We start from the raw sequence: 26,738 nt of genomic DNA, 5'->3' as shown, positions 1-26,738 counted from the left end.
TTGAGCAACCTGCGGTTAGTTTCCTAGTTTGCTCTTTGATTTTCATTGAGTATAAGACGAAATTTCGCTTACTAGATAAACTTTTCTTCTATATATAGGAGCTAAGTCTTGACAGTTATGGCAAAATGGTTTACACTTTATAAAGTTTATTACTTTGAAAAGGTGTGATACTGTGGCTACGGCAACAAAAAAGAAAAAATCAATAGTTAAAAAAAATCTAGTAATCGTGGAGTCGCCTGCTAAGGCTAAGACGATTGAAAAATATCTCGGCAGAAACTACAAGGTTTTAGCCAGTGTTGGGCATATCCGTGATTTGAAGAAATCCAGTATGTCAGTCGATATTGAAAATAATTATGAACCGCAATATATCAATATCCGAGGAAAAGGCCCTCTTATCAATGACTTGAAAAAAGAAGCTAAAAAAGCTAATAAAGTTTTTCTGGCGAGTGACCCGGACCGTGAAGGAGAAGCGATTTCTTGGCATTTGGCCCACATTCTCAACTTGGATGAAAATGATGCCAACCGTGTGGTCTTCAATGAAATCACCAAGGATGCGGTCAAAAATGCTTTTAAAGAACCGCGCAAGATTGATATGGACTTGGTCGATGCCCAACAGGCTCGTCGTGTCCTAGACCGCCTGGTAGGCTATTCGATTTCGCCTATTTTGTGGAAGAAGGTCAAGAAGGGATTGTCAGCAGGTCGCGTACAGTCCATTGCGCTTAAGTTAATCATTGACCGTGAAAATGAAATCAATGCTTTCCAGCCAGAAGAATACTGGACAATTGATGGCGTCTTTAAAAAGGGAACCAAGCAATTTCAGGCTTCCTTTTATGGAGTAGATGGCAAAAAGCTGAAACTGACTAGCAATGACGATGTTAAGGAAGTCTTGTCTCGCCTGACTAGTAAAGATTTTTCAGTGGATCAGGTAGATAAGAAAGAGCGTAAACGCAATGCTCCTTTACCTTATACTACTTCATCTATGCAGATGGATGCTGCCAATAAAATCAATTTCCGTACTCGAAAAACCATGATGGTTGCCCAACAGCTCTATGAAGGAATTAATATTGGTTCTGGTGTTCAAGGTTTGATTACCTATATGCGTACCGATTCGACTCGTATCAGTCCTGTAGCGCAAAATGAAGCAGCAAGCTTCATTACGGACCGTTTTGGTAGCAAGTATTCTAAGCATGGTAGCAAGGTCAAAAACGCTTCAGGTGCTCAGGATGCCCACGAAGCTATTCGTCCGTCAAGTGTCTTTAATACACCGGAAAGCATTGCTAAATATCTGGACAAGGATCAGCTCAAGCTTTATACTCTTATTTGGAATCGTTTTGTAGCGAGTCAGATGACAGCTGCTGTCTTTGATACCATGGCTGTTAAATTGTCTCAAAATGGGGTCCAATTTGCCGCTAATGGTAGTCAGGTTAAGTTTGATGGTTATCTTGCCATTTATAATGATTCTGACAAGAATAAAATGTTACCAGATATGGCTGTTGGAGATGTGGTCAAACAGGTCAATAGCAAACCAGAGCAACATTTCACCCAACCGCCTGCTCGTTATTCTGAAGCGACACTGATCAAGACCTTGGAGGAAAATGGGGTTGGCCGTCCGTCAACTTACGCACCAACCATTGAAACTATTCAGAAACGTTATTATGTTCGCCTTGCATCCAAACGTTTTGAACCGACAGAGTTGGGAGAAATTGTCAACAAGCTCATCGTTGAATATTTCCCAGATATCGTAAACGTAACCTTCACAGCTGAAATGGAAGGCAAACTAGATGATGTAGAAGTCGGAAAAGAGCAGTGGCAACGTGTTATAGACGCCTTTTACAAACCATTCTCTAAAGAAGTCGCCAAGGCTGAAGAAGAAATGGAAAAAATCCAAATCAAGGATGAACCGGCTGGATTTGACTGTGAAGTGTGTGGCAGTCCAATGGTCATTAAACTTGGTCGTTTTGGTAAGTTCTACGCTTGTAGCAATTTCCCAGATTGCCGTCATACCCAAGCAATTGTGAAAGAGATTGGTGTTGAGTGTCCAAGTTGTCATCAGGGACAAATCATTGAGCGTAAAACCAAACGCAATCGCCTCTTCTATGGTTGCAATCGCTATCCAGAATGTGAATTTACCTCTTGGGACAAGCCTGTTGGTCGTGACTGTCCAAAATGTGGCAACTTCCTCATGGAGAAAAAAGTCCGTGGTGGTGGCAAGCAAGTTGTTTGTAGCAAAGGTGACTACGAGGAGGAAAAGATTAAATAAGAGGAGAGTCCTGAAAGTTAATTTCAGGCTCTTTTGGTTAGAACTTGACAAAATTCATCATTTTATGCGAAACTAGAAGAAGATTATTTTATACTCAATGAAAATCAAAGAGCAAACTAGGAAACTAGCCGCAGGTTGCTCAAAGCACTGCTTTGAGGTTGCAGATAAGACTGACGAAGTCAGGAACCATACCTACGGTAAGGCGACGTTGACGCGGTTTGAAGAGATTTTCGAAGAGTATTAACTAGGAGAAGTTATGCGTATTATCTATCTAATTATTGGTTTTTTATCACTGGCCTTGGCTATTGTTGGGGTTGTTTTACCCTTGTTGCCGACAACGCCTTTCCTTTTGTTGTCTATCGCTTGTTTCTCTAGAAGTTCCAAGCGATTCGAAGATTGGCTTTACCATACCAAGCTCTATCAAGCATATGTAGCTGATTTTCGCGAGACTAAGTCTATTGCGCGTGAACGAAAGAAAAAAATCATCGTTTCTATCTATATCTTGATGGGAATTTCCATTTATTTTGCACCTCTTTTACCAGTCAAAATCGGTCTAGGAGCCTTGACCATCTTTATCACCTATTATCTCTTCAAGGTCATTCCAGACAAAGAATAAGTAAAATTTGTAACTATTTCCCTTGATAAAAATGAAAGTATATTCACAACAATATGATATAATAAATTCAAAGTAATACTCAAGGAGAATCAAATGATTTACGAATTTTGTGCTGAAAATGTGACCTTGCTTGAAAAAGCGATGGAGGCTGGAGCTCGTCGAATCGAACTCTGTGATAATCTAGCAGTGGGAGGAACAACACCAAGCTATGGAGTAACCAAGGCAGCGGTTGAATTGGCAGCTAACTACGATACAACCATTATGACCATGATTCGTCCACGTGGTGGCGACTTTGTCTATAATGAACTAGAAATTGCAATCATGCTAGAAGACATTCGATTGACTGCTCAGGCTGGAAGTCAAGGAGTTGTATTTGGAGCCTTAACTGCTGAGAAGAAGTTGGATAAACCTAATCTTGAAAAGTTAATTGCTGCATCAAAAGGAATGGAAATTGTCTTCCACATGGCCTTTGATGAATTGAGCGATGAAGATCAACTAGAAGCTATTGACTGGCTCAGCCAAGCTGGAGTCACTCGTATCTTAACTCGTGCGGGTGTATCTGGCGATTCACTAGACAAACGTTTTGCTCACTATCACAGAATTTTGGAGCACGTTAAAGGTAAAATTGAAATTCTACCAGGTGGGGGGATTGACCTTGACAACCGTCAAACCTTTATTGACCAGCTGGGCGTGACACAATTGCATGGAACCAAGGTTGTCTTTTAAAAAATAGAAAGGAACTGCTAGCTTTGGGTAGCAGTTTTAACTTATGTTTGAAATTTTTAAATCCTATCAGTTTAATCAAGAAAAGGCTCGTGCCTATGCTATGGTTTTGTAGAAAGTAGTGGAGTTTGGACTTATAGCTGCATGATTTTGAAGGGTGATTTTGTCATGACTGTGTCCATCACTGCTGATAATGTGAATTTTCAGGTCTTTGATCAGGAAATGGGCGACCTCTATCCTCAAGTTCATATGGAAAGTATGACAGGAAGTTTTGTTGCAAGTGTCCGTGAGGCTTGTCTGGAGATTCTCTACCAGATTCGGAAGGCTTGTTTTGAGGTACAGGATTTTATCTGTCCTCAGACTAAGCGTATCATGGCTCAGATTCAGGAAAAGTATGGTAATCAGTTGGAGTATCTGTGGGAAAAATCACCTGATACGGCAGTGTTAAGACATGAAGGCAATAAAAAGTGGTATGCCGTCTTGATGAAAATCTCTTGGGATAAGCTGGAAAAGGGCAGAGAAGGACAGCTGGAAGCAGTCAACCTCAAGCATGACCAAGTAGCTGACTTACTTTCAAAAAAGGGAATTTATCCAGCCTTTCATATGAATAAACGCTACTGGATTAGTGTGGCGCTTGATGATACTTTATCAGATGAAGAAGTACTGGAATTGATAGAAAAAAGTTGGAATTTAACTTCTAAAAAATGAAACATTTCAAGGATTTTCAATAATTTTCAATTAGCTAAATATTCTATACTGAAGAAATTTTCAGAAAATATTTGATTTTTTCTTGACAAGTGCTTTTGCCTGTGCTAAAATACTAAACAAGATATCAAACGAAGGAGAAAGTCAAACATGAGAACAGCTAAGTTTAATCAATTTGCTTTGTTGTTGAGGTACTCGGGCTAGTGCAAAAAGCATTAGTCCTGTTTGGCTTACCAAGCGGGAGTGAATCAGCATCTCGCTTGGACTTCTAAGCGAGATGTTTTTTTAAAAACCACATTTGGAAAAGGGGAAATCTTATGAGAACAGTTGAATTTCTAGATACCAGCCTTCGGGATGGAGAGCAGACACCTGGCGTTAATTTTTCAATCAAGGAAAAAATTGCCATTGCAAGGCAGCTGGAGAAATGGGGTATTTCAGCCATCGAAGCTGGTTTTCCAGCGGCTAGTCCAGACTCATTTACGGCAGTTCAGGAGATTGCTAAGGTCTTGAAGAAAACGGCGGTGACCGGCTTGGCACGTTCGGTCAAGTCTGATATTGATGCTTGTTATGAGGCCCTCAAGGACGCCAAGTATCCACAGGTTCACGTCTTTATCGCTACCAGTCCGATTCATCGTAAGTATAAGCTCAATAAGAGCAAGGAAGAGATTCTAGAAGCTATTAAGGAGCATGTTTCTTATGCCCGTTCTAAGTTTGAAGTGGTCGAATTCTCTCCTGAGGATGCGACTAGAACAGAGTTGGATTTCCTCTTACAAGTTGTTCAAACAGCGGTTGATGCAGGGGCGTCTTATATCAATATTCCTGATACGGTAGGATTTACCACACCAGAGGAATATGGAGCTATCTTCAAACACTTGATTGAGAATGTCAAGACGGATCGTCAGATCATCTATTCGCCTCACTGTCATGATGATCTTGGAATGGCAGTAGCTAATAGCCTTGCTGCTGTCAAGAACGGAGCAGGACGTGTTGAAGGGACTATCAACGGTATTGGGGAGCGAGCTGGAAATGCTGCTTTGGAAGAAATAGCAGTGGCTCTCAATATTCGCCAAGATTACTACCAAGCAGAAACCAGTATTGTCTTAAATGAAACCATCAATACGTCAGAAATGGTTTCTCGCTTCTCAGGAATTCCAGTTCCTAAAAACAAGGCCGTTGTTGGTGGCAATGCCTTCTCTCACGAATCTGGTATTCACCAAGATGGAGTCCTTAAAAATCCTCTCACTTATGAGATCATCACTCCTGAATTGGTCGGTGTCAAGAGTAATAGCCTCCCACTTGGAAAATTGTCAGGTCGCCATGCCTTTGTCGAGAAACTAAGAGAATTGGCCCTAGACTTTACAGAAGAGGATATCAAACCACTCTTTGCTAAGTTCAAGGCTCTGGCAGACAAGAAACAAGAAATCACAGATGCAGATATTCGAGCGCTGGTCGCTGGAACTATGGTTGAAAACCCAGAAGGCTTCCACTTTGATGATTTACAACTGCAAACCCATGCAGATAATGACATTGAAGCGCTTGTTAGCCTGGCTAATATGGATGGTGAGAAAGTCGAATTTAATGCGACAGGACAAGGTTCTGTTGAGGCTATCTTCAACGCTATTGACAAATTCTTCAATCAATCCGTCCGCTTGGTGTCCTATACCATTGATGCGGTGACAGATGGAATTGATGCCCAGGCTCGGGTATTAGTCACTGTTGAAAACAGAGATACAGAAACCATCTTTAACGCAGCAGGTCTTGATTTCGATGTGTTGAAGGCTTCGGCTATTGCTTACATCAATGCTAATACCTTTGTTCAAAAAGAGAATGCTGGTGAGATGGGACGTAGCGTTTCCTATCGCGATATGCCTAGTGTGTAAAGGAGAAAACTATGACAAAGAAAATAGTAACTCTAGCAGGGGACGGAATTGGCCCAGAAATCATGGAGGCTGGGTTAGAAGTCCTGGAAGCGCTAGCTGAAAAAACAGGTTTTGACTATGAGATTGATAGACGACCTTTTGGAGGTGCAGGTATCGATGCTGCAGGGCATCCCTTACCTGATGAAACCCTCAAGGTATGTCGTGAAGCAGATGCCATTCTCCTAGCGGCTATCGGTAGTCCTCAGTATGATGGAGCAGTGGTTCGGCCTGAACAAGGCTTGTTAGCTCTCCGTAAGGAACTCAATCTTTACGCTAATATTCGCCCTGTAAAAATCTTTGACAGTCTCAAGCATTTGTCACCACTCAAACCGGAACGAATTGCTGGTGTAGACTTTGTCGTGGTGCGTGAGTTGACAGGCGGGATTTACTTTGGAGATCATATTCTTGAAGAGCGAAAAGCGCGTGATATCAACGACTATAGCTATGAGGAAGTAGAGCGGATTATTCGTAAGGCCTTTGAAATTGCAAGAAATCGCAGAAAAATTGTTACTAGTATTGATAAGCAAAATGTTCTAGCAACCTCAAAATTCTGGCGGAAAGTAGCTGAGGAGGTCGCACAGGATTTCCCAGATGTGACCTTGGAACACCAGTTGGTGGACTCAGCTGCCATGCTCATGATTACCAATCCTGCTAAGTTTGATGTCATCGTGACGGAGAATCTTTTTGGAGATATTCTCTCGGATGAATCAAGCGTTCTATCTGGCACACTTGGAGTTATGCCATCAGCCAGTCATTCTGAAAATGGACCAAGTCTCTATGAACCTATTCACGGTTCAGCACCTGATATTGCTGGTCAAGGCATTGCAAATCCTATCTCCATGATTTTATCAGTGGCCATGATGTTGAGAGATAGTTTTGGTCGTTATGAGGATGCAGAGCGTATTGAGCGTGCTGTTGAAGCTAGTTTAGCGGCTGGCATTTTAACAAGAGATATAGGTGGACAGGCTTCGACTAAGGAAATGACAGAAGCTATTATTGCAAGGTTATGAAGTTAGACGAAAGAATTACTCTAGTCCTTTTGATTTGGAATGTCATGGTTTTCTTGATTTATGGCATTGACAAATCTAAGGCAAGGAGAAGAGTTTGGCGCATCCCAGAGAAAATCTTACTCATTTTAGCCTTTACTTGTGGTGGTTTTGGTGCCTGTTTGGCAGGAATCATCTTTCACCACAAGACTCGAAAATGGTATTTTAAAACAGTTTGGTTTCTCGGGATGGTGTCCACACTAGTAGCCTTATATTTTATTTGGAGGTAATGGATGGCAGGAAAATCGATTTTTGATAAATTATGGGACCGTCATGTCATCACAGGAGAAGAGGGGCAGCCGCAACTCATGTATGTGGATCAGCACTATATCCACGAGGTGACCAGTCCTCAGGCTTTTCAAGGATTACGAGATGCAGGACGCAGATTGAGACGACCAGACTTGACATTTGGAACCTTTGACCACAATGTCCCGACAGTCAATATCTACGATATTCGAGATGTGATTTCTAAGGCTCAAATTGATAAGCTGGCTGAAAATGTTGAGGAGTTTGGAATTGAACATGCGGCCCACGGTTCTGAAAAACAGGGGATTGTTCACATGGTTGGACCAGAAACTGGAAGAACTCAACCAGGAAAATTCATCGTCTGTGGAGATAGTCACACAGCAACTCACGGTGCTTTCGGAGCGATCGCCTTTGGAATTGGGACCAGTGAGGTCGAACATGTCTTCGCGACACAGACCCTCTGGCAGGTCAAACCCAAGAAAATGCTGGTAGAATTCACTGGTGTCCCTCAAAAAGGAGTTTATTCCAAGGATTACATTCTCGCCTTGATTGCCAAGTACGGCGTTGCTTGCGGCGTTGGCTATGTGGTGGAATATCGGGGACAAGCTATTGATGCACTGAGCATGGAAGAGCGAATGACCATCTGCAATATGTCCATCGAGTTTGGTTCTAAGATGGGAATCATGAATCCGGATCAAACTACCTATGATTATCTCAAGGGACGAGAATGTGTCCCAGAGGACTTTGAAGAGGCTGTGGCGGATTGGAAAACAATTGTCAGTGATGATGATGCTGTTTACGATAAGGTTATCCAGATGGATGTCTCAGACTTGGCTCCTATGGTGACCTGGGGAACCAACCCTGCTATGGGTGTTGACTTTGACAGTAGCTTCCCAGAAATTAAGGATATGAATGATGAACGAGCCTACAATTATATGGATTTGGAACCAGGTCAAAAGCCAGCTGATATTGAACTAGGTTATATCTTTATCGGCTCTTGTACAAATGCTCGTCTCAGTGACTTGCAACTGGCTGCGCGATTTGTCGAAGGGAAGAAAATAGCTCCTAACTTAACGGCTATCGTGGTTCCGGGCTCTCGTCCTGTCAAACGAGCTGCTGAGAAGTTGGGTTTGGATAAGGTTTTCATAGATGCTGGCTTTGAGTGGAGAGACCCAGGTTGTTCTATGTGCCTAGGAATGAATCCGGACAAGGTTCCTGATGGTGTCCACTGCGCTTCAACCAGCAATCGTAACTTTGAAGACAGACAGGGCTTTGGTGCTAAGACCCATCTCTGCAGTCCAGCCATGGCAGCAGCAGCAGCTATCGCAGGGCGTTTCGTAGATGTTCGGCAAATGCCAGAAGCCCAGTAAGGAGAGGATATGGAGAAATTTACAGTTTATACGGGAACGACCGTTCCTCTCATGAATGATAACATCGACACCGACCAAATACTACCCAAGCAGTTTCTCAAGTTAATTGATAAAAAAGGCTTTGGTAAGTACCTCATGTATGCTTGGCGTTATTTGGATGACAAGTATACTGAGGACCCAGACTTTGTCTTTAACCGACCTGAATATCGCAAAGCCAGTATTCTCATCTCAGGGGATAACTTTGGTGCAGGCTCTTCGAGGGAGCATGCAGCCTGGGCTCTAGCGGACTATGGTTTTAAGGTTGTGATTGCAGGGTCTTTCGGTGACATTCATTACAATAATGAACTCAATAATGGCATGTTGCCTATTGTCCAGCCCAGAGAGGTTCGAGAGAAACTAGCCCAGCTACAACCAAGTGACCAGGTAACTGTGGACTTGGAACAACAAAAAATCATCTCATCAATTGGAGAATTCACTTTTGAAATTGATAGCGAGTGGAAACACAAACTCTTAAATGGTTTGGATGATATCGGTATTACCTTGCAGTATGAAGATTTGATTGCTGCTTATGAAAAACAACGGCCAGCCTACTGGCAGGATTAGAAGAAAAATAGAAAAGGAAATAGAACTATGACAAAACACATTCAATGGAACGGAACACTTTCACAAGAAGGCTATGACATTTTAAAAGGTGAAGGCGGATGTATCGTTTGCCCTACAAAAGTTGGTTACATTATTATGACTAGCGACAAGGCAGGACTTGAGCGCAAGTTCGCAGCTAAAGAGCGTAACCGTAACAAACCAGGTGTTGTTCTCTGCGGTAGCATGGATGAGCTTCGCGCTTTAGCACAACTCAACCCAGAAATTGAAGCCTTTTACCAAAAACATTGGGACGAAGACATTCTTCTTGGTTGTATCCTTCCTTGGAAACCAGAAGCTTTTGAAAAACTCAAAGCTTATGGGGATGGGCGTGAAGAACTTATGACTGACGTGCGTGGTACTAGTTGTTTTGTTATCAAGTTCGGGAAAGCAGGTGAACAATTGGCTGCCAAACTTTGGGAAGAGGGCAAGATGGTCTACGCCTCATCAGCAAACCCATCTGGAAAAGGAAACCGAGGTAAGGTAGAAGGTATCGGAGAACGCATCGAAGGGGCAGTGGACCTTGTTATCGAGGCAGATGACTACGTGGCATCCATCCAACCTGACAAAACGATTGAAACTCGCTACGAGCAAGGCGTGATGGTGTCTATGGTCGATAAAGACGGCAAACTCATCCCAGAACAAGGGGGAGCACGTTCAACTTCACCAGCTCCAGTTGTAATCCGCAAAGGGCTTGACATTGATAAGATTATGATGCATCTGTCAGACACCTTTAACTCATGGGACTATCGTCAGGGAGAGTATTATTAGGATAGAGGAGAAATGGGGAGAAAATAATTTCTCCTCTTTCTTTTGTTATTTATAAAATAAAATCCGAACAATATATTTTAATTTATAAAATTATTTGACAAAAACCTTACTTTGATTTATAATTAATTAAGGAAACGTCGGAAAAAGGCGTGGTGATGCGAGAGCATAGGTAGGTCATTACAAAAGAAACGAGACATCGATATGTTAAATGAATTTCCAATTTTTGATTACGAAGATATTCAATTGATTCCAAATAAATGTGTGATTAAAAGCCGTGCAGAAGCAGATACAAGTGTCACTCTAGGAAATCACACCTTTAAACTACCTGTTGTGCCAGCGAATATGCAGACGATTTTGGATGAAAATGTAGCAGAGCAACTAGCTAAAGGTGGTTATTTCTACATTATGCATCGTTTTGATGAGGCAGGACGTATTCCTTTTATTAAGCGCATGCATGAGCAAGGGCTTATTGCTTCTATCTCTGTTGGTGTTAAGGATTATGAGTATGATTTTGTTAGCCAGCTCAAGGCTGATGCTCCTGAGTACATCACGATTGATATTGCCCATGGTCATGCGGATAGCGTGATTTCTATGATTCAACACATTAAGAAAGAATTGCCAGATACTTTTGTTATTGCTGGAAATGTGGGAACACCAGAAGCTGTGCGTGAATTGGAAAATGCTGGTGCGGATGCTACTAAGGTTGGAATCGGTCCTGGTAAGGTTTGTATCACCAAGGTTAAGACTGGTTTTGGTACAGGTGGTTGGCAGTTGGCTGCTCTACGCTGGTGTGCTAAGGCTGCGCGTAAACCGATTATCGCTGATGGAGGAATTCGTACTCACGGTGATATTGCTAAGTCTATCCGCTTCGGTGCTAGCATGGTTATGATTGGTTCCCTCTTTGCAGGACACATCGAAAGTCCAGGGAAAACGATTGAAGTCGACGGCGAACAGTTCAAAGAATATTACGGTTCAGCTTCCCAATACCAAAAAGGAGCTTATAAGAACGTGGAAGGAAAACGCATCTTACTTCCTGCCAAAGGGCATTTGCAAGACACTTTAACTGAGATGGAACAAGACCTTCAAAGTGCTATTTCCTATGCAGGTGGACGTCAGGTTGCTGACCTTAAACACGTTGATTATGTTATCGTGAAAAACTCTATTTGGAATGGGGATGCTTCCCACTAAGAAGGGCTATTTGGCCAGAAAAAAACTTGTTATTAGAGCAAATTTCTGTTATAATAAAACAAGTTTCCACCCTTAGTGTAATGGATATCACGTAAGATTCCGGTTCTTGAGATGGGGGTTCGATTCCCTCAGGGTGGATGTAAATATCCTAAAAAGCCTTTAATAGGGCTTTTTTCTTTAAACAGCCCTAAATTGGCCCTTAAAACTGAAAATCTCTTTTTAAAGAATTCCCAAATCCTCTCTAGTCCCATTTTAAAGTGACTCAGGGGGCTTTTTTTGATATAATAAAAAGGACTGTTATCAGTTAGAAAGAGGTTGGTATGAAAGAATTACAAACTGTACTAAAGAACCATTTTGCAATCGAATTTGCAGACAAAAATTTACTGGAGACTGCCTTTACTCATACGAGTTATGCCAATGAGCACCGCCTCTTAAAAATTTCACACAATGAACGCTTGGAATTTTTAGGAGACGCTGTTCTACAGTTATTGATTTCAGAATATCTGTATAAAAAATATCCTAAAAAGCCTGAGGGTGACTTGTCTAAACTCCGTGCCATGATTGTCCGTGAGGAGAGTTTGGCTGGTTTTGCGCGTGATTGCCAGTTTGATCAGTTTATCAAGCTGGGTAAGGGGGAAGAAAAATCTGGTGGTCGCAATCGTGACACCATTCTTGGTGATGCCTTTGAAGCCTTTCTTGGCGCCCTCCTTTTGGACAAGGATGTGGCCAAAGTCAAGGAATTTATCTATCAAGTCATGATTCCTAAGGTTGAAGCAGGCGAATTTGAGATGATTACAGACTACAAAACCCATCTCCAAGAGTTACTTCAGGTCAATGGCGATGTGGCTATTCGTTATCAGGTGATTTCTGAAACGGGTCCTGCCCACGATAAGGTCTTTGATGTAGAAGTTCTTGTCGAAGGTAAGAGCATTGGTCAAGGTCAAGGTCGTTCTAAGAAACTAGCAGAGCAGGAAGCTGCCAAAAATGCCGTTGAGAAAGGGCTGGATTCATGTATTTAAAGGAAATCGAAATTCAGGGATTCAAGTCTTTTGCTGATAAGACTAAGGTCGTCTTTGACCAAGGGGTGACGGCAGTTGTTGGACCCAATGGCTCTGGAAAGTCGAATATTACAGAAAGTCTGCGTTGGGCTTTGGGGGAGTCAAGTGTTAAGAGTCTCCGTGGGGGCAAGATGCCGGATGTCATCTTTGCTGGAACAGAAAGTCGCAAACCGCTCAATTATGCTTCTGTAGTTGTGACTTTGGATAATCATGACGGATTTATCAAGGACGCTGGTCAAGAAATCAGGGTAGAACGTCATATCTACCGTAGTGGAGATAGCGAATACAAGATTGACGGCAAGAAAGTCCGTCTGCGTGATATTCATGACCTTTTCTTGGATACAGGTTTGGGACGAGATTCCTTCTCTATCATTTCCCAAGGGAAGGTTGAGGAGATTTTCAACTCCAAGCCTGAAGAACGCAGAGCTATTTTTGAAGAAGCTGCTGGAGTTTTGAAATACAAGACTCGCAGAAAAGAAACTGAGAGTAAACTACAACAAACTCAGGATAATCTAGACCGCTTAGAGGACATTATCTACGAGTTGGACAATCAAATCAAGCCTCTTGAGAAGCAAGCTGAGAATGCCCGTAAGTTTTTAGACTTGGAAGGTCAACGCAAGGCTATTTATTTAGACGTGCTGGTTGCTCAAATCAAGGAAAATAAGGCTGAACTAGAGTTGACAGAAGAAGAGTTGGCACAGGTTCAGGAACTATTGACTAGTTATTACCAAAAGCGTGAAAAATTAGAAGAAGAAAACCAAACTCTTAAAAAGCAACGCCAAGATTTACAGGCTGAAATGACCAAAGACCAAGGCAGTTTGATGGATTTGACCAGTCTGATTAGTGATTTAGAGAGAAAATTAGCCCTATCGAAATTAGAATCTGAGCAAGTAGCCCTGAATCAACAGGAAGCACAAGCCCGTTTGGCTGCTTTGGAGGATAAGAGAAAGGCTCTAAGTCAGGAAAAGGCTGAAAAAGAAAGCTCTTTAGCACTTTTAGAGGAAAATCTAGTCCAAAATAATCAAAAACTCAATCGTTTAGAAGCTGAATTGCTAGCTTTTTCAGATGATCCTGATCAGATGATTGAGCTTTTGCGTGAACGCTTTGTGGCGCTTTTACAAGAAGAAGCGGATGTCTCAAACCAGCTGACCCGTATCGAAAACGAGTTGGAAAATAGTCGTCAGCTTTCTCAAAAACAAGCAGATCAACTACAAAAGCTGAAAGAACAGCTGGCTACAGCCAAAGAGAAGGCTAGTCAGCAAAAAGACGAGCTTGAAACTGCTAAGGAGCAGGTTCAAAAATTATTGGCTGACTACCAAGCTATTGCCAAGGAGCAAGAGGAGCAGAAATCTTCCTATCAAGCTCAACAAAGTCAACTATTTGACCGTCTGGATAATCTCAAAAACAAGCAGGCGAGAGCTCAGAGTTTGGAAAATATCCTGAGAAATCATAGTAACTTTTATGCAGGTGTTAAGAGTGTTCTCCAAGAAAAAGACCGCCTTGGTGGGATTATTGGTGCAGTCAGTGAGCACCTGACCTTTGATGTGCATTATCAAACTGCCTTAGAGATTGCGCTTGGAGCCAGCAGTCAGCATATCATCGTAGAAAATGAAAACGCGGCAACCAAGGCGATTGATTTCCTAAAACGTAACAGAGCTGGTCGTGCGACCTTTCTTCCTTTGACGACTATCAAGGCTCGTACGATTTCTAGTCAGAATCAAGATGCTATCGCAGCAAGTCCAGGCTTCCTTGGCATGGCAGATGAGTTGGTGTCGTTTGATAAGAGACTAGAAGCCATTTTCAAAAACTTGCTAGCAACGACAGCTATCTTTGATACCGTAGAACATGCGCGTGCAGCAGCTCGCCAGGTTCGTTATCAGGTTCGTATGGTGACATTGGATGGAACAGAGTTGCGCACAGGTGGTTCTTATGCAGGTGGTGCCAATCGCCAGAATAACAGCATTTTTATCAAGCCAGAACTGGAGCAATTACAAAAAGAAATTGCTGAAGAAGAAGCAAGTCTTCGTTCAGAAGAGGCGACTTTGAAGACCTTGCAAGATGAGATGGCTAGATTGACAGAAAGTTTAGAAGCTATCAAATCTCAAGGAGAGCAGGCTCGTATTCAGGAGCAAGGCTTGTCTCTTGCTTATCAGCAGACCAGTCAGCAAGTTGACGAACTGGAAACTCTTTGGAAACTTCAAGAAGAGGAATTAAATCGTCTTACTGAGGGAGATTGGCAAGCAGATAAGGAAAAATGCCAAGAGCGCCTTGCTACAATCGCCAGTGATAAGCAAAATCTGGAAGCTGAGATTGAAGAGATTAAGTCTAACAAAAACGCCATCCAAGAACGCTATCAAAACTTGCAGGAAGAGGTAGCGCAAGCTCGCCTGCTTAAGACAGAACTGCAAGGACAAAAACGTTATGAAGTTGCTGATATTGAACGTTTAGGCAAGGAATTGGATAATCTGAATATCGAGCAAGAAGAAATCCAGCGCCTTCTTCAAGAAAAGGTTGACAATCTTGAGAAAGTTGATACGGATTTGCTCAGTCAGCAGGCCGAAGAAGCCAAAACTCAGAAAACAAATCTCCAACAAGGTTTGATTCGCAAGCAGTTTGAGTTGGATGATATTGAAGGTCAACTGGATGATATTGCTAGTCATTTGGATCAGGCTCGCCAGCAGAATGAGGAATGGATTCGCAAGCAAACACGTGCTGAAGCTAAGAAAGAAAAAGTCAGCGAGCGCTTGCGCCATTTACAAAGTCAATTAACAGACCAGTATCAGATTAGCTATACTGAAGCTTTAGAAAAGGCGCATGAGTTGGAAAATCTCAATCTGGCGGAGCAGGAAGTTAAGGATTTAGAGAAGGCTATACGCTCACTGGGTCCTGTCAATATAGAAGCTATTGAACAGTACGAAGAAGTGCACAACCGTCTGGATTTCCTAAATAGCCAGCGAGATGATATTTTGTCAGCGAAAAATCTGCTCCTAGAGACTATCACAGAGATGAATGATGAGGTCAAGGAACGCTTTAAATCAACCTTTGAAGCCATTCGTGAGTCCTTTAAAGTGACCTTCAAGCAGATGTTTGGTGGAGGTCAAGCAGACCTGATTTTGACTGAAGGAGACCTTCTGACAGCTGGGGTTGAGATTTCTGTTCAACCTCCAGGTAAGAAAATCCAGTCGCTTAACCTCATGAGTGGTGGGGAAAAAGCCTTATCAGCTCTTGCTTTGCTCTTCTCTATCATTCGAGTCAAGACTATCCCATTTGTTATCTTGGATGAGGTAGAGGCTGCACTGGATGAAGCTAATGTTAAGCGTTTTGGGGATTACCTCAACCGCTTTGACAAGGACAGCCAGTTTATCGTTGTGACCCACCGTAAGGGAACCATGGCAGCGGCTGATTCCATCTATGGAGTGACCATGCAAGAGTCAGGTGTCTCAAAAATTGTTTCGGTTAAGTTAAAAGATTTAGAAAGTATTGAAGGATGACAATTAAACTAGTAGCAACAGATATGGATGGAACTTTTCTAGATGGGAATGGGCGCTTTGATATGAACCGCCTCAAGTCTCTCTTGGTTTCCTATAAGGAAAAAGGGATTTACTTTGCGGTGGCTTCGGGGCGCGGATTTCTGTCTCTAGAAAAATTATTTGCTGATGTTCGTGATGATATTATTTTCATTGCGGAAAATGGCAGTTTGGTCGAATATCGAGGTCAAGACTTGTATGAAGCGACTATGTCTCGTGAGTTTTATCTAGCAACTTTTGAAAAGCTGAAAACGTCACCTTATGTAGATATCAATAAATTGCTCTTGACGGGCAAAAAGGGAGCTTATGTTCTAGATACGGTTGATGAGACCTATTTGAAAGTGAGCCAGCACTATAATGAAAATATCCAAAAAGTAGCAAGTTTGGAAGATATCACAGATGACATTTTCAAATTTACGACCAACTTCACAGAAGAAACGCTAGAAGCTGGAGAAGCTTGGGTTAATGAACATGTTCCTGGTGTTAAGGCCATGACAACTGGCTTTGAATCTATTGATATTGTTCTGGACTATGTCGATAAGGGAGTGGCCATTGTTGAATTGGCTAAAAAACTTGGCATCACAATGGATCAGGTCATGGCTTTTGGAGACAATCTAAATGACTTGCATATGATGCAGGTTGTGGGACATCCTGTAGCTCCTGAAAATGCACGACCTGAAATTTTAGCATTAGCAGAGACAGTGATTGGTCACCATAAGGACCAGTCGGTTATAGCTTATATGGAGGGCTTATAATGGCAGATATAAAATTGATTGCATTGGACTTGGATGGGACCTTGCTGACTACTGATAAAAGGCTGACGGATCGCACCAAGGCAACCTTGAAAGTTGCGCGTGATCGTGGGATTAAGGTGGTTTTGACAACAGGTCGTCCTCTAAAAGCCATGGATTTCTTTCTCCATGAGCTAGGGACTGACGGCCACGAAGATGAGTATACGATTACTTTTAATGGTGGTTTGGTTCAGAAAAATACAGGAGAAATCCTTGATAAAACAGTCTTTTCATATGATGATGTGGCACGCTTGTATGAGGAAACAGAGAAATTATCACTACCTCTTGATGCCATTTCAGAAGGAACTGTTTATCAAATCCAATCGGACCAAGAAAGTCTTTATGCCAAATTTAATCCAGCATTGACCTTTGTTCCAGTGGACTTTGCAGACTTGTCTAGTCAGATGACCTACAATAAATGCGTGACTGCCTTTGCTCAAGAACCCTTGGATGCAGCCATTCAGAAGATTTCTCCAGAATTGTTTGACCAATATGAAATCTTTAAATCACGTGAAATGTTGCTAGAGTGGTCACCAAAGAATGTTCATAAGGCAACAGGTTTGGCAAAACTAATCAGCCATCTTGGAATCGACCAAAGCCAAGTTATGGCTTGTGGTGACGAGGCCAATGACCTTTCTATGATTGAATGGGCAGGGCTCGGTGTTGCCATGCAAAACGCTGTTCCTGAAGTTAAGGCAGTCGCAAATGTGGTAACTCCAATGACCAATGATGAGGAAGCTGTCGCCTGGGCTATCGAAGAATATGTGCTAAAGGAGAACTAAGATATGGGATTATTTGACCGTCTATTCGGAAAAAAAGAAGAACCTAAAATCGAAGAAGTTGTAAAAGAAGCTCTGGAAAATCTTGATTTGTCTGAAGATGCTGAGCCTGCCTTAACAGAAGCTGAGAAAGTTCCTCAAGAAGATGCAGAGGTTGAAAGTTCTGAAGAAGATCTGCTCCAAGAAGAGGAAAATCAAGACACAGTTGAAGAAAGTATTGATTCAGGGTCAGTTGTAGAAGTTTCTCAAGAAGAAATAGAAGAATTACCAAACTCAGAAGAAGTCTCAGAGGAAGAAAATCCTGAGTTCATAGAAGCTGAAGAAGAAAATAGCATTGAAGATCTTGAAGCAGAAACGTCTCAAGCAGAAGAAACTGTTCAGGAAAAATATGACCGTAGTCTTAAGAAAACTCGTACAGGCTTCGGAGCTCGCTTGAACGCCTTCTTTGCTAATTTCCGCTCTGTCGATGAAGAATTTTTCGAGGAACTGGAAGAACTGCTGATTATGAGTGATGTTGGTGTACAGGTCGCTTCTAACTTAACAGAGGAGTTACGCTACGAAGCCAAGCTTGAAAACGCCAAGAAACCCGATGCACTTCGACGTGTCATCATTGAGAAATTGGTTGAGCTTTATGAAAAGGATGGCAATTACGATGAACGTATCCACTTCCAAGATGGCTTGACAGTCATGCTCTTTGTTGGTGTTAATGGTGTTGGGAAAACAACTTCTATCGGGAAACTAGCCCACCGCTACAAACAAGCAGGTAAGAAGGTCATGCTGGTTGCGGCAGATACCTTCCGTGCAGGTGCAGTTGCACAGCTAGCAGAATGGGGACGCCGTGTGGATGTTCCAGTTGTGACTGGACCTGAAAAAGCTGACCCAGCCAGTGTAGTCTTTGATGGCATGGAACGTGCTGTAGCTGAAGGTATCGATATTCTTATGATTGACACCGCTGGTCGTCTGCAAAATAAGGATAACCTCATGGCTGAGTTGGAAAAGATTGGTCGTATCATCAAACGTGTTGTACCAGAAGCTCCGCATGAAACTTTCTTGGCTCTGGATGCATCAACAGGTCAAAATGCCCTAGTACAGGCCAAAGAATTTTCAAAAATAACGCCATTAACTGGAATTGTCTTGACTAAGATTGATGGAACTGCTCGAGGTGGTGTGGTTCTAGCCATCCGTGAAGAACTCAATATTCCTGTAAAATTGATTGGTTTTGGTGAAAAAATCGATGATATTGGAGAGTTTAACTCAGAAAACTTTATGAAGGGTCTCTTGGAAGGCTTAATCTAATTAGAAGTAAAAATCCTGCAAGGAACAAACTTGCAGGATTTTTTTTTATTCTAAACGACCATCTTGACGATAGGCAATATCTGGTTGCCAAGTCCATTTGGCACCGAATTTTTCAAGTAGATCAAAGCTAGCTTGAGGTCCCATGCTTCCAGCTTTATAGTCATGAAGTGGGGCACCATTTTCAGCCCAGAGTTCTTCGATACGGTCAATCAATTTCCATGACGCACCAACTTCATCCCAGTGGCTAAAGTTAGTTGAGTTATTATTTAGGACATCATAAATCAATTTCTCGTATGGTTCTGGAGAAGCACCAGTTGCGGTTGCATCTGTACGGTAATCAAGTGAGTTAGGAGCTAAGTTGAATTCTTCTCCTACTTGTTTCCCATTTAGGCTAAGAGAGAAGCCTTCTGTTGGTTGGATATAGATGGTCAAAATGTTTGGAGCAAGTGGTTCTCCAAAGATAGAATCCATTTGTTTAAAGACGATGTTGACATGAGTTCCTTTTTCAGTCAGTCGTTTACCAGTACGGAAGAAGAAAGGAACACCACGGAAGCGATCGCTATCAACAAAGAAGGCACCAGATGCAAAGGTTTCAGTTGTTGATTCTGGATTCACATTTGGCTCGCTACGATAAGAGATATATTTCATGCCATCAATCTTACCTGAACGGTATTGACCACGGATAAAGTGTTCTTTAAGTTCTTCATCAGTTGGATGATAGAGGTTTTTAAAGACCTTAATCTTTTCAGCACGAATCTCATCTTTTGTGAAGCTTGCTGGCTTGTCCATAGCAAGGAGAGAAAGAAGCTGTAGTGTATGGTTTTGTACCATGTCGCGGAGGGCACCAGATTGGTCATAGTAGCCACCACGTTCTTCTACACCCAAGCGCTCCGCAAAGGTAATTTGAACATTGTCGATAAAGTCCTTGTTCCAAACGTTTTCAAAAATCAAGTTTGCAAAGCGAACTGCAAAGATACTTTGGATCATTTCCTTACCAAGATAATGGTCGATACGGAAAATTTGTTCTTCGTCAAATGTTGCTAGGAGCTCGTCATTCAATTTGCTTGCAGTTGCGTAATCTGTACCAAATGGTTTTTCAACGATTAAGCGCTCAAAGCCTTTACCATCTACAATGTTTTCCGATTTGAGGTGCTTTGCGATAGTTCCAAAGAACTGAGGTGCCATAGACAAGAAGAAGAGCTTGTTGTGTTCAGCTTGGTACTTGTCATTTAGTTCAGCCTGCAATTGACGCAAAGCAATGTAGTGCTCTGTATCGTTGACATCATGACTTTGATAGTAGAAGTGACTAGCGAACTCCTGAGCCTGTTCGGTACTATCTGCCAAATCAAGGATCGATTCGACTACAACAGATTCAAAATATTCCTTGCTCCAAGGACGACGAGCAGTTCCAATAACGGCAAAGTGATTGGAAAGATTGCCGGATTTATATAGTCTAAAAAGGGAAGGGTAGAGCTTGCGTTTGGCCAGGTCTCCACTCGCACCGAAAATTGTAACAATAACCTTAGATGACATCTAGCTACCTAATTTCTATTTTTATTCCTAGTCTTGCTAGGTATGAGGAAACCTCATTTCATAAACTTAATTCTAACATAATTTTCCTAAAAATCAAAAAATCCAATACGAGATAGAAAAAAACTGCAAGGAAATCCTTACAGTTTGAGTTTAAACGTTTAAGACCTTATCTAAAAATTCTTTCAGACGAGGGTGTTGTGGGTTATCAAAGATTTGATCAGGTGTTCCGTCTTCAAGGAATTCACCATCTGCAGTAAAGATAACACGGTTGGCAACCTGACGAGCAAATCCCATCTCATGGGTTACGATAATCATGGTCATACCTTGCTCAGCCAATTCCTTCATAACGTTTAGTACGTCTCCGACCATCTCAGGGTCAAGGGCAGAAGTTGGTTCATCAAAGAGCATGATGTCTGGATTCATTGCTAGTCCACGAGCGATAGCCACACGTTGTTTTTGACCTCCGGATAGGCTATCTGGGTTAGCATTAGCTTTATCTGCTAGTCCAACCTTTTCAAGCAACTCCATTCCCAATTTCTCAGCTTCTTCCTTAGTCATCAATTTGTGCTCAATAGGAGCAAAAGTGATGTTGTCCAATACAGACATGTGTGGGAAGAGGTTGAAGTGTTGGAAAACCATTCCGATATTTTCACGGACGTGGTCAACATTGGTTGTTTTTTCAGTTAAGTCATAACCGTTCACAGTGATGTGACCGCTCGTAACTTCTTCTAAAAGATTTAGGCTACGAAGGAAAGTTGACTTACCAGAACCTGAAGGACCGATGATACAAACAACATCTCCTTCATAGAACTTGGTCGTAATTCCTTTTAAAACTTCATTTTTTCCGTAGCTTTTGTGTAAATCATTTACATCAATTTTTAATTTTGCCATTAACGAATCCTCTTTTCTAAGCGTTTCGCTAGTCTAGTCAAAAGCGTGATAATTACAAGATAGAAGATAGCAAGGATTGCATACATCTTGAAACTTTGGTAGTTACGGGCGATGATAATCTTACCAGTTTGGAAGAGTTCAACCAAACCGATAGCAGATACGATGGTTGTATCTTTAAGAGCGATAACGAATTGGTTGACAAAGTTTGGCAACATCAATTTAGTTGCTTGTGGCAAGATAATCTTACGCATGGTTTTTCCATAAGAGATACCCAAGCTTCGGCTGGCTTCCATTTGACCAACTGGAACGGCCTGAATACCACCACGAACGATTTCAGCGATATAAGCGGCTGCATTGAGAGATAGGGCAATAGTACCAGCTACAAAGTCGTTAATTGGACTTTGTTGACCTGTGATCGACTCGATGAAGTTTGGAATTCCCCAGAAGATGAAGGCTGCAAGAATCATCAATGGAATACCACGGATAACGTCAACGAAAATCTCAGAGATCACACGAAGAGATTTGTAGGGGCTGACACTGAACATACCGAAGATAATCCCGATAACAATAGCAATAGCAAATGAGATAAGAGCTAGAGCAAGAGTGATGCCAAGCCCGCTAAGGAGCTGTTTGTAGTTATTTTGAAGCAAGCCCCAGATAGTTGTCTCATCAACAGTGCTTGTTGAAGCAGATGAAGATTCGCTAGCTAGGTATTTATCAAGAATCTTTTGGAATTCTCCGTTTGCTTTAAGGTTTGCAAGTCCGTTATTGAACATTTCAATCAATTCAGGATTTGTGCCTTTTTTAACGGCAAAGGCTGTTTCACCGATTGGAGTTCCAGCGATTGGAGTTTTCAATTTTTGACCTTGGCTGATAGAATATTTGAGAACAGGCTCATCATCCATAACGGCATCGATGGCACCAGTATTCAAACTGTCATACATTGAAGAACCATCAGCGAAGGTTTTGATTTTGTAGCCGTATTTGCTTTGATTTTCTGTTAGGAAGGTTTGAGAAGCAGTTCCGTTTTTAACACCGACTGTCTTTCCTTTTAAATCTTCATAAGAAGCAATGTTGCTTGATTCTTTGACACCAAGGATAGTATTGGCTGTGTAGTATGATTCTGAGAAGTCAAAAGTTGCCTTACGAGCATCAGTGACAGACATACCAGCAATGATACCATCAGCTTGTCCAGCTTGAACAGCACTGATAGCGGCATCGAAACCAGGGTTGATGATTTCAATTTCAAAACCTTGGTCTTTAGCGATTGCCTTAATCAATTCCATATCAATACCAGTAAATTGGTTGCTTGAGTTTTGGAAAACAAAAGGTGCAAAAGAAGAATCGCTGGCAATGATGTATTTAGCTTTAACAGGAATAGCTTTTAAGCCTGCTAGAGTAGTTGTAGTTGGAACTGCTGAAGATGATGAAGCAGTCCATTTCTTGATGATTTTATCAAGACTACCATCTTTTTTCATTTCAGACAAGGCTTGGTTAAATTCAGTAACTAGGTGCTCGTATTTGCTTCCTTTTTTAACACCGAAAGCAAAACTTCCTACAGCTTCACCGTCCATTTCAATATGGAGGTCTTGACCTTGGTTAATGGCATATTCGATAACAGGTTTGTCATCCATCATGGCATCGATGGCACCAGCACTCAAGCTGTTGTTCATCAAATCACTAGTGTCAAATGTTTTAATAGTAAAGCCGTATTTATCTTTGATTGTTTCAAGAAAACGTTGAGCGGCTGTTCCGTTTTTAACACCAACAGTTTTGCCAGTTAATTGGTCATATTTACTAATCTTGTGTGCCTTTGTAGTTGCGATGACAACTTTTGTATCATAGTAAGTATCAGACATGGTGAAGACTTTTTCACGTTCTTTCGTCTTTGTCATCCCTGCCATAATAGCGTCAGCTTGACCAGCTTGAACCGCATTGACCGCTGCGTCAAATCCAGGATAGGACATCTGAATATTCCATCCTTTAATCTCTGCGACTTTATTAATAATGTCAACATCAATTCCTTTATAAGTTTGATCTGAATCTTTAAACTCAAAAGGTGCATAGGCGGTATCAGAAACAATCTTAATCGTCTCTGCTTTCGCAATACCTAATGAGAAAATTGGGAATAAAATTAGCAAAAATGCTAGAAATTTTTTCTTCATTTTTAGTCTCCTTTTCCGAATATTTTCCCATTATATCAGAAAAAGTAAAAAAAGGCAAATTTTTATATTTCTGTGTCAGAAAATATAACATTGCCTTTTCCTTTTCTTTCTTTCTTGAATTGCTACTATAAAGTGCTATAATAATAGTATATATAGAAGAAAAGAGGACAGGGATATGAAGAACAAAAGAATATTTAAAGACTTCCAAGCTTCAAAAATGTGTTTAAACATTTACACAAGCCCCTTGTTAGCCTTTGCTTTTGTCTTCATAGGAGAGTTTGTGGCTTATACTCTGTATGGTATTAGTTTGTTAGCTCTCATCGGACTTGCTAGAAATTTTGGAGAGGCTGGTCAAAATCTTGCAAGCTACTTGCAGACCTTGCATCAGAGCTTGACGGATAAAACAGGTGATTTTCGTTTAATTTTAGAATTGCTGGCCTTTGGTTTTATTCTCAACACTGTGTTCAGATGGACTAGAAAAGTTGAGAAAAGACCTATTCGAACCTTGGGATTTTATAGAGAGAATTTCCTCAGCAATCTCCTTAAAGGATTTGGTCTAGGTTTGGCACTTTTTCTTCTTACTTTGTTAGGTTTAGTAGCCTTGGGGCAATATCGTTTTGAGTCTATTCATTTGAATCCTTATTCGCTTGCCTTTGTCGTCTTTACTATCCCATTTTGGATTTTACAGGGGACAACAGAAGAAGTGGTGGCCCGTGCTTGGCTCCTTCCTCAATTGGCCTCAAGAACCAATCTAAAACTAGCTGTTCTTATATCGAGCCTGTTCTTTACCCTGCTTCATGTGGGAAATTCTGGTCTAACACCACTATCTCTAGTGAATCTCTTCTTATTCGGAGTTGCCATGTCACTTTACCTCCTCAAAACAGATACAGTTTGGGGTGTAGCAGGTATTCATGGGGCTTGGAATTTTGCTCAGGGCAATCTCTTTGGGATTTTAGTTAGTGGTCAACCATCAGGAACGTCATTGATGACCTTTTTACCACAAGGCGATCAGAGTTGGCTATCAGGAGGATCTTTTGGAATTGAAGGTTCTATCATGACAAGTTTAGTCTTGCTACTGCTGATTGTTTATCTTGGCTATAAATTAAAGAAAGAAAATGAAAGGATGTGACTTCGGTCCGTCCTTTTCTTCGTGAAAATGCTACAAGTATGCTAAAATAGGAATAGCACATGGAGAGAGGATTCTTATGATCAATCGTATTACAGATAATCAATTTAAACTAGTATCAAAATATCAACCATCAGGAGATCAACCACAAGCTATCGAGCAGTTGGTTGATAATATCGAGGGTGGAGAAAAAGCTCAGATTCTGATGGGGGCGACCGGAACAGGGAAGACCTATACCATGAGTCAGGTCATTTCCAAAGTCAATAAACCAACTCTGGTTATTGCCCACAATAAAACTCTAGCAGGACAGCTCTATGGGGAGTTTAAGGAATTTTTCCCTGAAAATGCAGTTGAGTACTTCGTATCTTACTATGATTATTACCAACCTGAGGCCTATGTCCCTTCTAGTGATACCTATATTGAAAAGGACAGCTCTGTCAATGACGAGATTGACAAGCTCCGACACTCAGCGACTTCAGCCCTTTTGGAGCGTAACGATGTTATTGTCGTGGCTTCAGTCTCTTGTATCTATGGTTTGGGTTCGCCCAAGGAATACGCTGATAGCGTCGTTAGTCTCCGTCCAGGTCTTGAAATTTCTCGTGATAAACTCTTGAATGACTTGGTTGATATCCAGTTTGAACGAAATGATATTGATTTCCAACGCGGAAGATTTCGCGTTCGTGGGGATGTAGTGGAGATTTTCCCAGCCTCTCGTGATGAGCATGCCTTTCGAGTAGAATTTTTTGGAGACGAAATTGACCGTATTCGTGAAGTTGAAGCTTTGACAGGTCAGGTCTTGGGAGAAGTGGATCATTTGGCGATTTTTCCAGCTACTCACTTTGTGACCAATGACGACCACATGGAAGTGGCCATTGATAAAATTCAGACCGAATTGGAAGAGCAGTTAGCTATCTTTGAGAAAGAAGGCAAATTGCTTGAAGCCCAGCGCTTGAAACAACGGACAGAGTATGATATCGAAATGCTGCGTGAGATGGGCTATACCAATGGGGTTGAGAACTATTCACGCCACATGGATGGGCGTAGCGAAGGTGAGCCTCCTTATACGCTCTTAGATTTCTTCCCAGATGATTTCTTGATCATGATTGACGAGAGCCACATGACCATGGGGCAGATCAAGGGTATGTACAATGGAGACCGTTCGCGTAAAGAAATGTTAGTAAATTACGGTTTCCGCTTGCCGTCTGCCTTGGACAATCGTCCTCTCCGTCGTGAAGAATTTGAAAGCCATGTGCATCAGATTGTTTACGTTTCAGCGACACCTGGTGACTATGAAAATGAACAGACTGAGACAGTGATTGAGCAAATCATTCGTCCGACAGGGCTTTTGGATCCTGAGGTGGAAGTCCGTCCGACTATGGGACAGATTGATGACCTCTTAGGTGAAATAAATGCCCGTGTTGAGAAGAACGAGCGAACCTTTATCACAACCTTGACCAAGAAAATGGCAGAGGACTTGACCGACTACTTCAAGGAAATGGGCATCAAGGTCAAGTACATGCACTCAGATATCAAGACTTTAGAGCGGACAGAGATTATCCGTGACCTGCGCTTGGGTGTCTTTGATGTCTTGGTCGGAATCAACCTGCTCCGTGAAGGAATTGACGTTCCGGAAGTGAGCCTAGTAGCTATTCTCGATGCTGACAAGGAAGGTTTCCTTCGTAACGAGCGTGGACTCATCCAGACCATTGGTCGTGCTGCTCGTAACAGTGAAGGGCATGTCATCATGTATGCTGACACTGTAACCCAGTCTATGCAACGTGCTATCGATGAAACTGCTCGCCGTCGGAAAATCCAGATGGCCTATAATGAAGAACATGGTATCGTTCCACAAACCATCAAGAAAGAAATTCGTGACCTGATTGCCGTGACCAAGGCAGTTGTTAAAGAAGAGGATAAGGAAGTCGATATCAATAGCCTCAACAAACAAGAACGCAAAGAACTCGTCAAAAAACTCGAAAAACAAATGCAAGAAGCCGTCGAAGTGCTTGACTTTGAACTAGCAGCTCAGATACGTGATATGATGCTGGAAGTCAAGGCGTTGGATTAGAATAGTATCTAAAGGAGAAAA

General features: G+C 41.8%; 20 protein-coding genes, 1 tRNA gene and 1 pseudogene. 19 read left to right on the top strand and 3 right to left on the bottom strand.

The window, feature by feature from the left end; all coding sequences use genetic code 11:
* Nucleotides 1–172: 172 nt before the first annotated feature.
* The 17 genes and pseudogenes from topA (at nucleotide 173) to ftsY (ending at nucleotide 18,934) form a co-directional block, all read left to right on the top strand.
* Nucleotides 173–2,260: a type I DNA topoisomerase gene (gene topA, locus N8L90_RS00785; RefSeq protein WP_261023818.1), complete on the top strand. Its 2,088-nt coding sequence runs from the start codon at nucleotides 173–175 to the stop codon at nucleotides 2,258–2,260.
* Between the two features lie 256 nt (nucleotides 2,261–2,516).
* Nucleotides 2,517–2,876 (top strand): YbaN family protein, encoded by a 360-nt coding sequence (locus N8L90_RS00780; RefSeq protein ID WP_001220352.1) that lies wholly within the window; start codon nucleotides 2,517–2,519, stop codon nucleotides 2,874–2,876.
* A 93-nt stretch (nucleotides 2,877–2,969) separates the two neighbouring features.
* Nucleotides 2,970–3,602, top strand: a complete 633-nt coding sequence (locus N8L90_RS00775) for a copper homeostasis protein CutC (protein WP_033677356.1) — start codon at nucleotides 2,970–2,972, stop codon at nucleotides 3,600–3,602.
* A 43-nt stretch (nucleotides 3,603–3,645) separates the two neighbouring features.
* Nucleotides 3,646–4,307 (top strand): annotated as a pseudogene (locus tag N8L90_RS00770) (MmcQ/YjbR family DNA-binding protein).
* A 314-nt stretch (nucleotides 4,308–4,621) separates the two neighbouring features.
* On the top strand, nucleotides 4,622–6,184 hold the full coding sequence (locus N8L90_RS00765; RefSeq protein ID WP_261023817.1) for a 2-isopropylmalate synthase: 1,563 nt from the start codon (nucleotides 4,622–4,624) through the stop codon (nucleotides 6,182–6,184).
* A gap of 11 nt (nucleotides 6,185–6,195) precedes the next feature.
* Nucleotides 6,196–7,233 carry a 3-isopropylmalate dehydrogenase gene (leuB, locus tag N8L90_RS00760; RefSeq protein ID WP_261023816.1) on the top strand — a complete coding sequence of 346 codons (1,038 nt, stop codon included), beginning with the start codon at nucleotides 6,196–6,198 and terminating at the stop codon, nucleotides 7,231–7,233.
* Complete coding sequence (locus N8L90_RS00755) at nucleotides 7,230–7,499, top strand: DUF1294 domain-containing protein (RefSeq protein ID WP_261023815.1); 270 nt, start codon at nucleotides 7,230–7,232, stop codon at nucleotides 7,497–7,499. The genes leuB and N8L90_RS00755 overlap by 4 nt, the downstream gene beginning before the upstream one ends.
* A gap of 3 nt (nucleotides 7,500–7,502) precedes the next feature.
* The gene (gene leuC / locus N8L90_RS00750) at nucleotides 7,503–8,885 is read left to right on the top strand and encodes a 3-isopropylmalate dehydratase large subunit (protein WP_261023814.1); all 1,383 of its coding nucleotides are present in this window, start codon (nucleotides 7,503–7,505) and stop codon (nucleotides 8,883–8,885) included.
* A gap of 9 nt (nucleotides 8,886–8,894) precedes the next feature.
* Nucleotides 8,895–9,488 (top strand): 3-isopropylmalate dehydratase small subunit, encoded by a 594-nt coding sequence (leuD, locus tag N8L90_RS00745; RefSeq protein WP_261023813.1) that lies wholly within the window; start codon nucleotides 8,895–8,897, stop codon nucleotides 9,486–9,488.
* 27 nt (nucleotides 9,489–9,515) lie between these two features.
* On the top strand, nucleotides 9,516–10,295 hold the full coding sequence (locus N8L90_RS00740; RefSeq protein ID WP_000160498.1) for an L-threonylcarbamoyladenylate synthase: 780 nt from the start codon (nucleotides 9,516–9,518) through the stop codon (nucleotides 10,293–10,295).
* A 201-nt stretch (nucleotides 10,296–10,496) separates the two neighbouring features.
* Complete coding sequence (locus N8L90_RS00735; RefSeq protein ID WP_000931175.1) at nucleotides 10,497–11,483, top strand: GMP reductase; 987 nt, start codon at nucleotides 10,497–10,499, stop codon at nucleotides 11,481–11,483.
* A gap of 66 nt (nucleotides 11,484–11,549) precedes the next feature.
* Nucleotides 11,550–11,621: transfer RNA gene (locus N8L90_RS00730), tRNA-Arg, on the top strand.
* Between the two features lie 182 nt (nucleotides 11,622–11,803).
* The gene (rnc, locus tag N8L90_RS00725) at nucleotides 11,804–12,502 is read left to right on the top strand and encodes a ribonuclease III (protein WP_000661487.1); all 699 of its coding nucleotides are present in this window, start codon (nucleotides 11,804–11,806) and stop codon (nucleotides 12,500–12,502) included.
* A complete protein-coding gene (gene smc / locus N8L90_RS00720; protein ID WP_261023812.1) occupies nucleotides 12,493–16,032 on the top strand; it encodes a chromosome segregation protein SMC in 3,540 nt (1,179 codons plus the stop codon). Before rnc ends, smc begins: the two co-directional genes overlap by 10 nt.
* A complete protein-coding gene (locus N8L90_RS00715) occupies nucleotides 16,029–16,823 on the top strand; it encodes a Cof-type HAD-IIB family hydrolase (protein ID WP_261023811.1) in 795 nt (264 codons plus the stop codon). The genes smc and N8L90_RS00715 overlap by 4 nt, the downstream gene beginning before the upstream one ends.
* The gene (locus N8L90_RS00710; RefSeq protein ID WP_261023810.1) at nucleotides 16,823–17,641 is read left to right on the top strand and encodes a Cof-type HAD-IIB family hydrolase; all 819 of its coding nucleotides are present in this window, start codon (nucleotides 16,823–16,825) and stop codon (nucleotides 17,639–17,641) included. The genes N8L90_RS00715 and N8L90_RS00710 overlap by 1 nt, the downstream gene beginning before the upstream one ends.
* Before the next feature lie 3 nt (nucleotides 17,642–17,644).
* Nucleotides 17,645–18,934 (top strand): signal recognition particle-docking protein FtsY, encoded by a 1,290-nt coding sequence (gene ftsY, locus N8L90_RS00705; RefSeq protein ID WP_261023809.1) that lies wholly within the window; start codon nucleotides 17,645–17,647, stop codon nucleotides 18,932–18,934.
* A gap of 45 nt (nucleotides 18,935–18,979) precedes the next feature.
* Here ftsY and zwf read toward each other — a convergent pair whose 3' ends face one another.
* The 3 genes from zwf to N8L90_RS00690 all read right to left on the bottom strand — a co-directional run bounded on the left by zwf (nucleotide 18,980) and on the right by N8L90_RS00690 (nucleotide 23,523).
* Nucleotides 18,980–20,467 carry a glucose-6-phosphate dehydrogenase gene (gene zwf / locus N8L90_RS00700; protein ID WP_261023808.1) on the bottom strand — a complete coding sequence of 496 codons (1,488 nt, stop codon included), beginning with the start codon at nucleotides 20,465–20,467 and terminating at the stop codon, nucleotides 18,980–18,982.
* A gap of 150 nt (nucleotides 20,468–20,617) precedes the next feature.
* The gene (locus N8L90_RS00695; protein WP_050315938.1) at nucleotides 20,618–21,358 is read right to left on the bottom strand and encodes an amino acid ABC transporter ATP-binding protein; all 741 of its coding nucleotides are present in this window, start codon (nucleotides 21,356–21,358) and stop codon (nucleotides 20,618–20,620) included.
* Nucleotides 21,358–23,523 (bottom strand): ABC transporter substrate-binding protein/permease, encoded by a 2,166-nt coding sequence (locus N8L90_RS00690; RefSeq protein ID WP_261023807.1) that lies wholly within the window; start codon nucleotides 23,521–23,523, stop codon nucleotides 21,358–21,360. Before N8L90_RS00690 ends, N8L90_RS00695 begins: the two co-directional genes overlap by 1 nt.
* Before the next feature lie 175 nt (nucleotides 23,524–23,698).
* On the opposite strand from N8L90_RS00690, the gene N8L90_RS00685 reads away from it, so the two are divergent.
* Nucleotides 23,699–24,652, top strand: a complete 954-nt coding sequence (locus N8L90_RS00685) for a CPBP family intramembrane glutamic endopeptidase (RefSeq protein WP_261023806.1) — start codon at nucleotides 23,699–23,701, stop codon at nucleotides 24,650–24,652.
* 76 nt (nucleotides 24,653–24,728) lie between these two features.
* The gene (uvrB, locus tag N8L90_RS00680) at nucleotides 24,729–26,717 is read left to right on the top strand and encodes an excinuclease ABC subunit UvrB (RefSeq protein ID WP_070482671.1); all 1,989 of its coding nucleotides are present in this window, start codon (nucleotides 24,729–24,731) and stop codon (nucleotides 26,715–26,717) included.
* Nucleotides 26,718–26,738 lie beyond the last annotated feature (21 nt).

It is taken from the genome of Streptococcus mitis, from assembly GCF_946190115.1.
GTDB lineage: Bacteria > Bacillota > Bacilli > Lactobacillales > Streptococcaceae > Streptococcus > Streptococcus mitis_CO.
The sequence above is the reverse complement of the archived record's forward strand: the minus strand, read 5'-3'. Positions and strand labels throughout refer to the sequence as shown.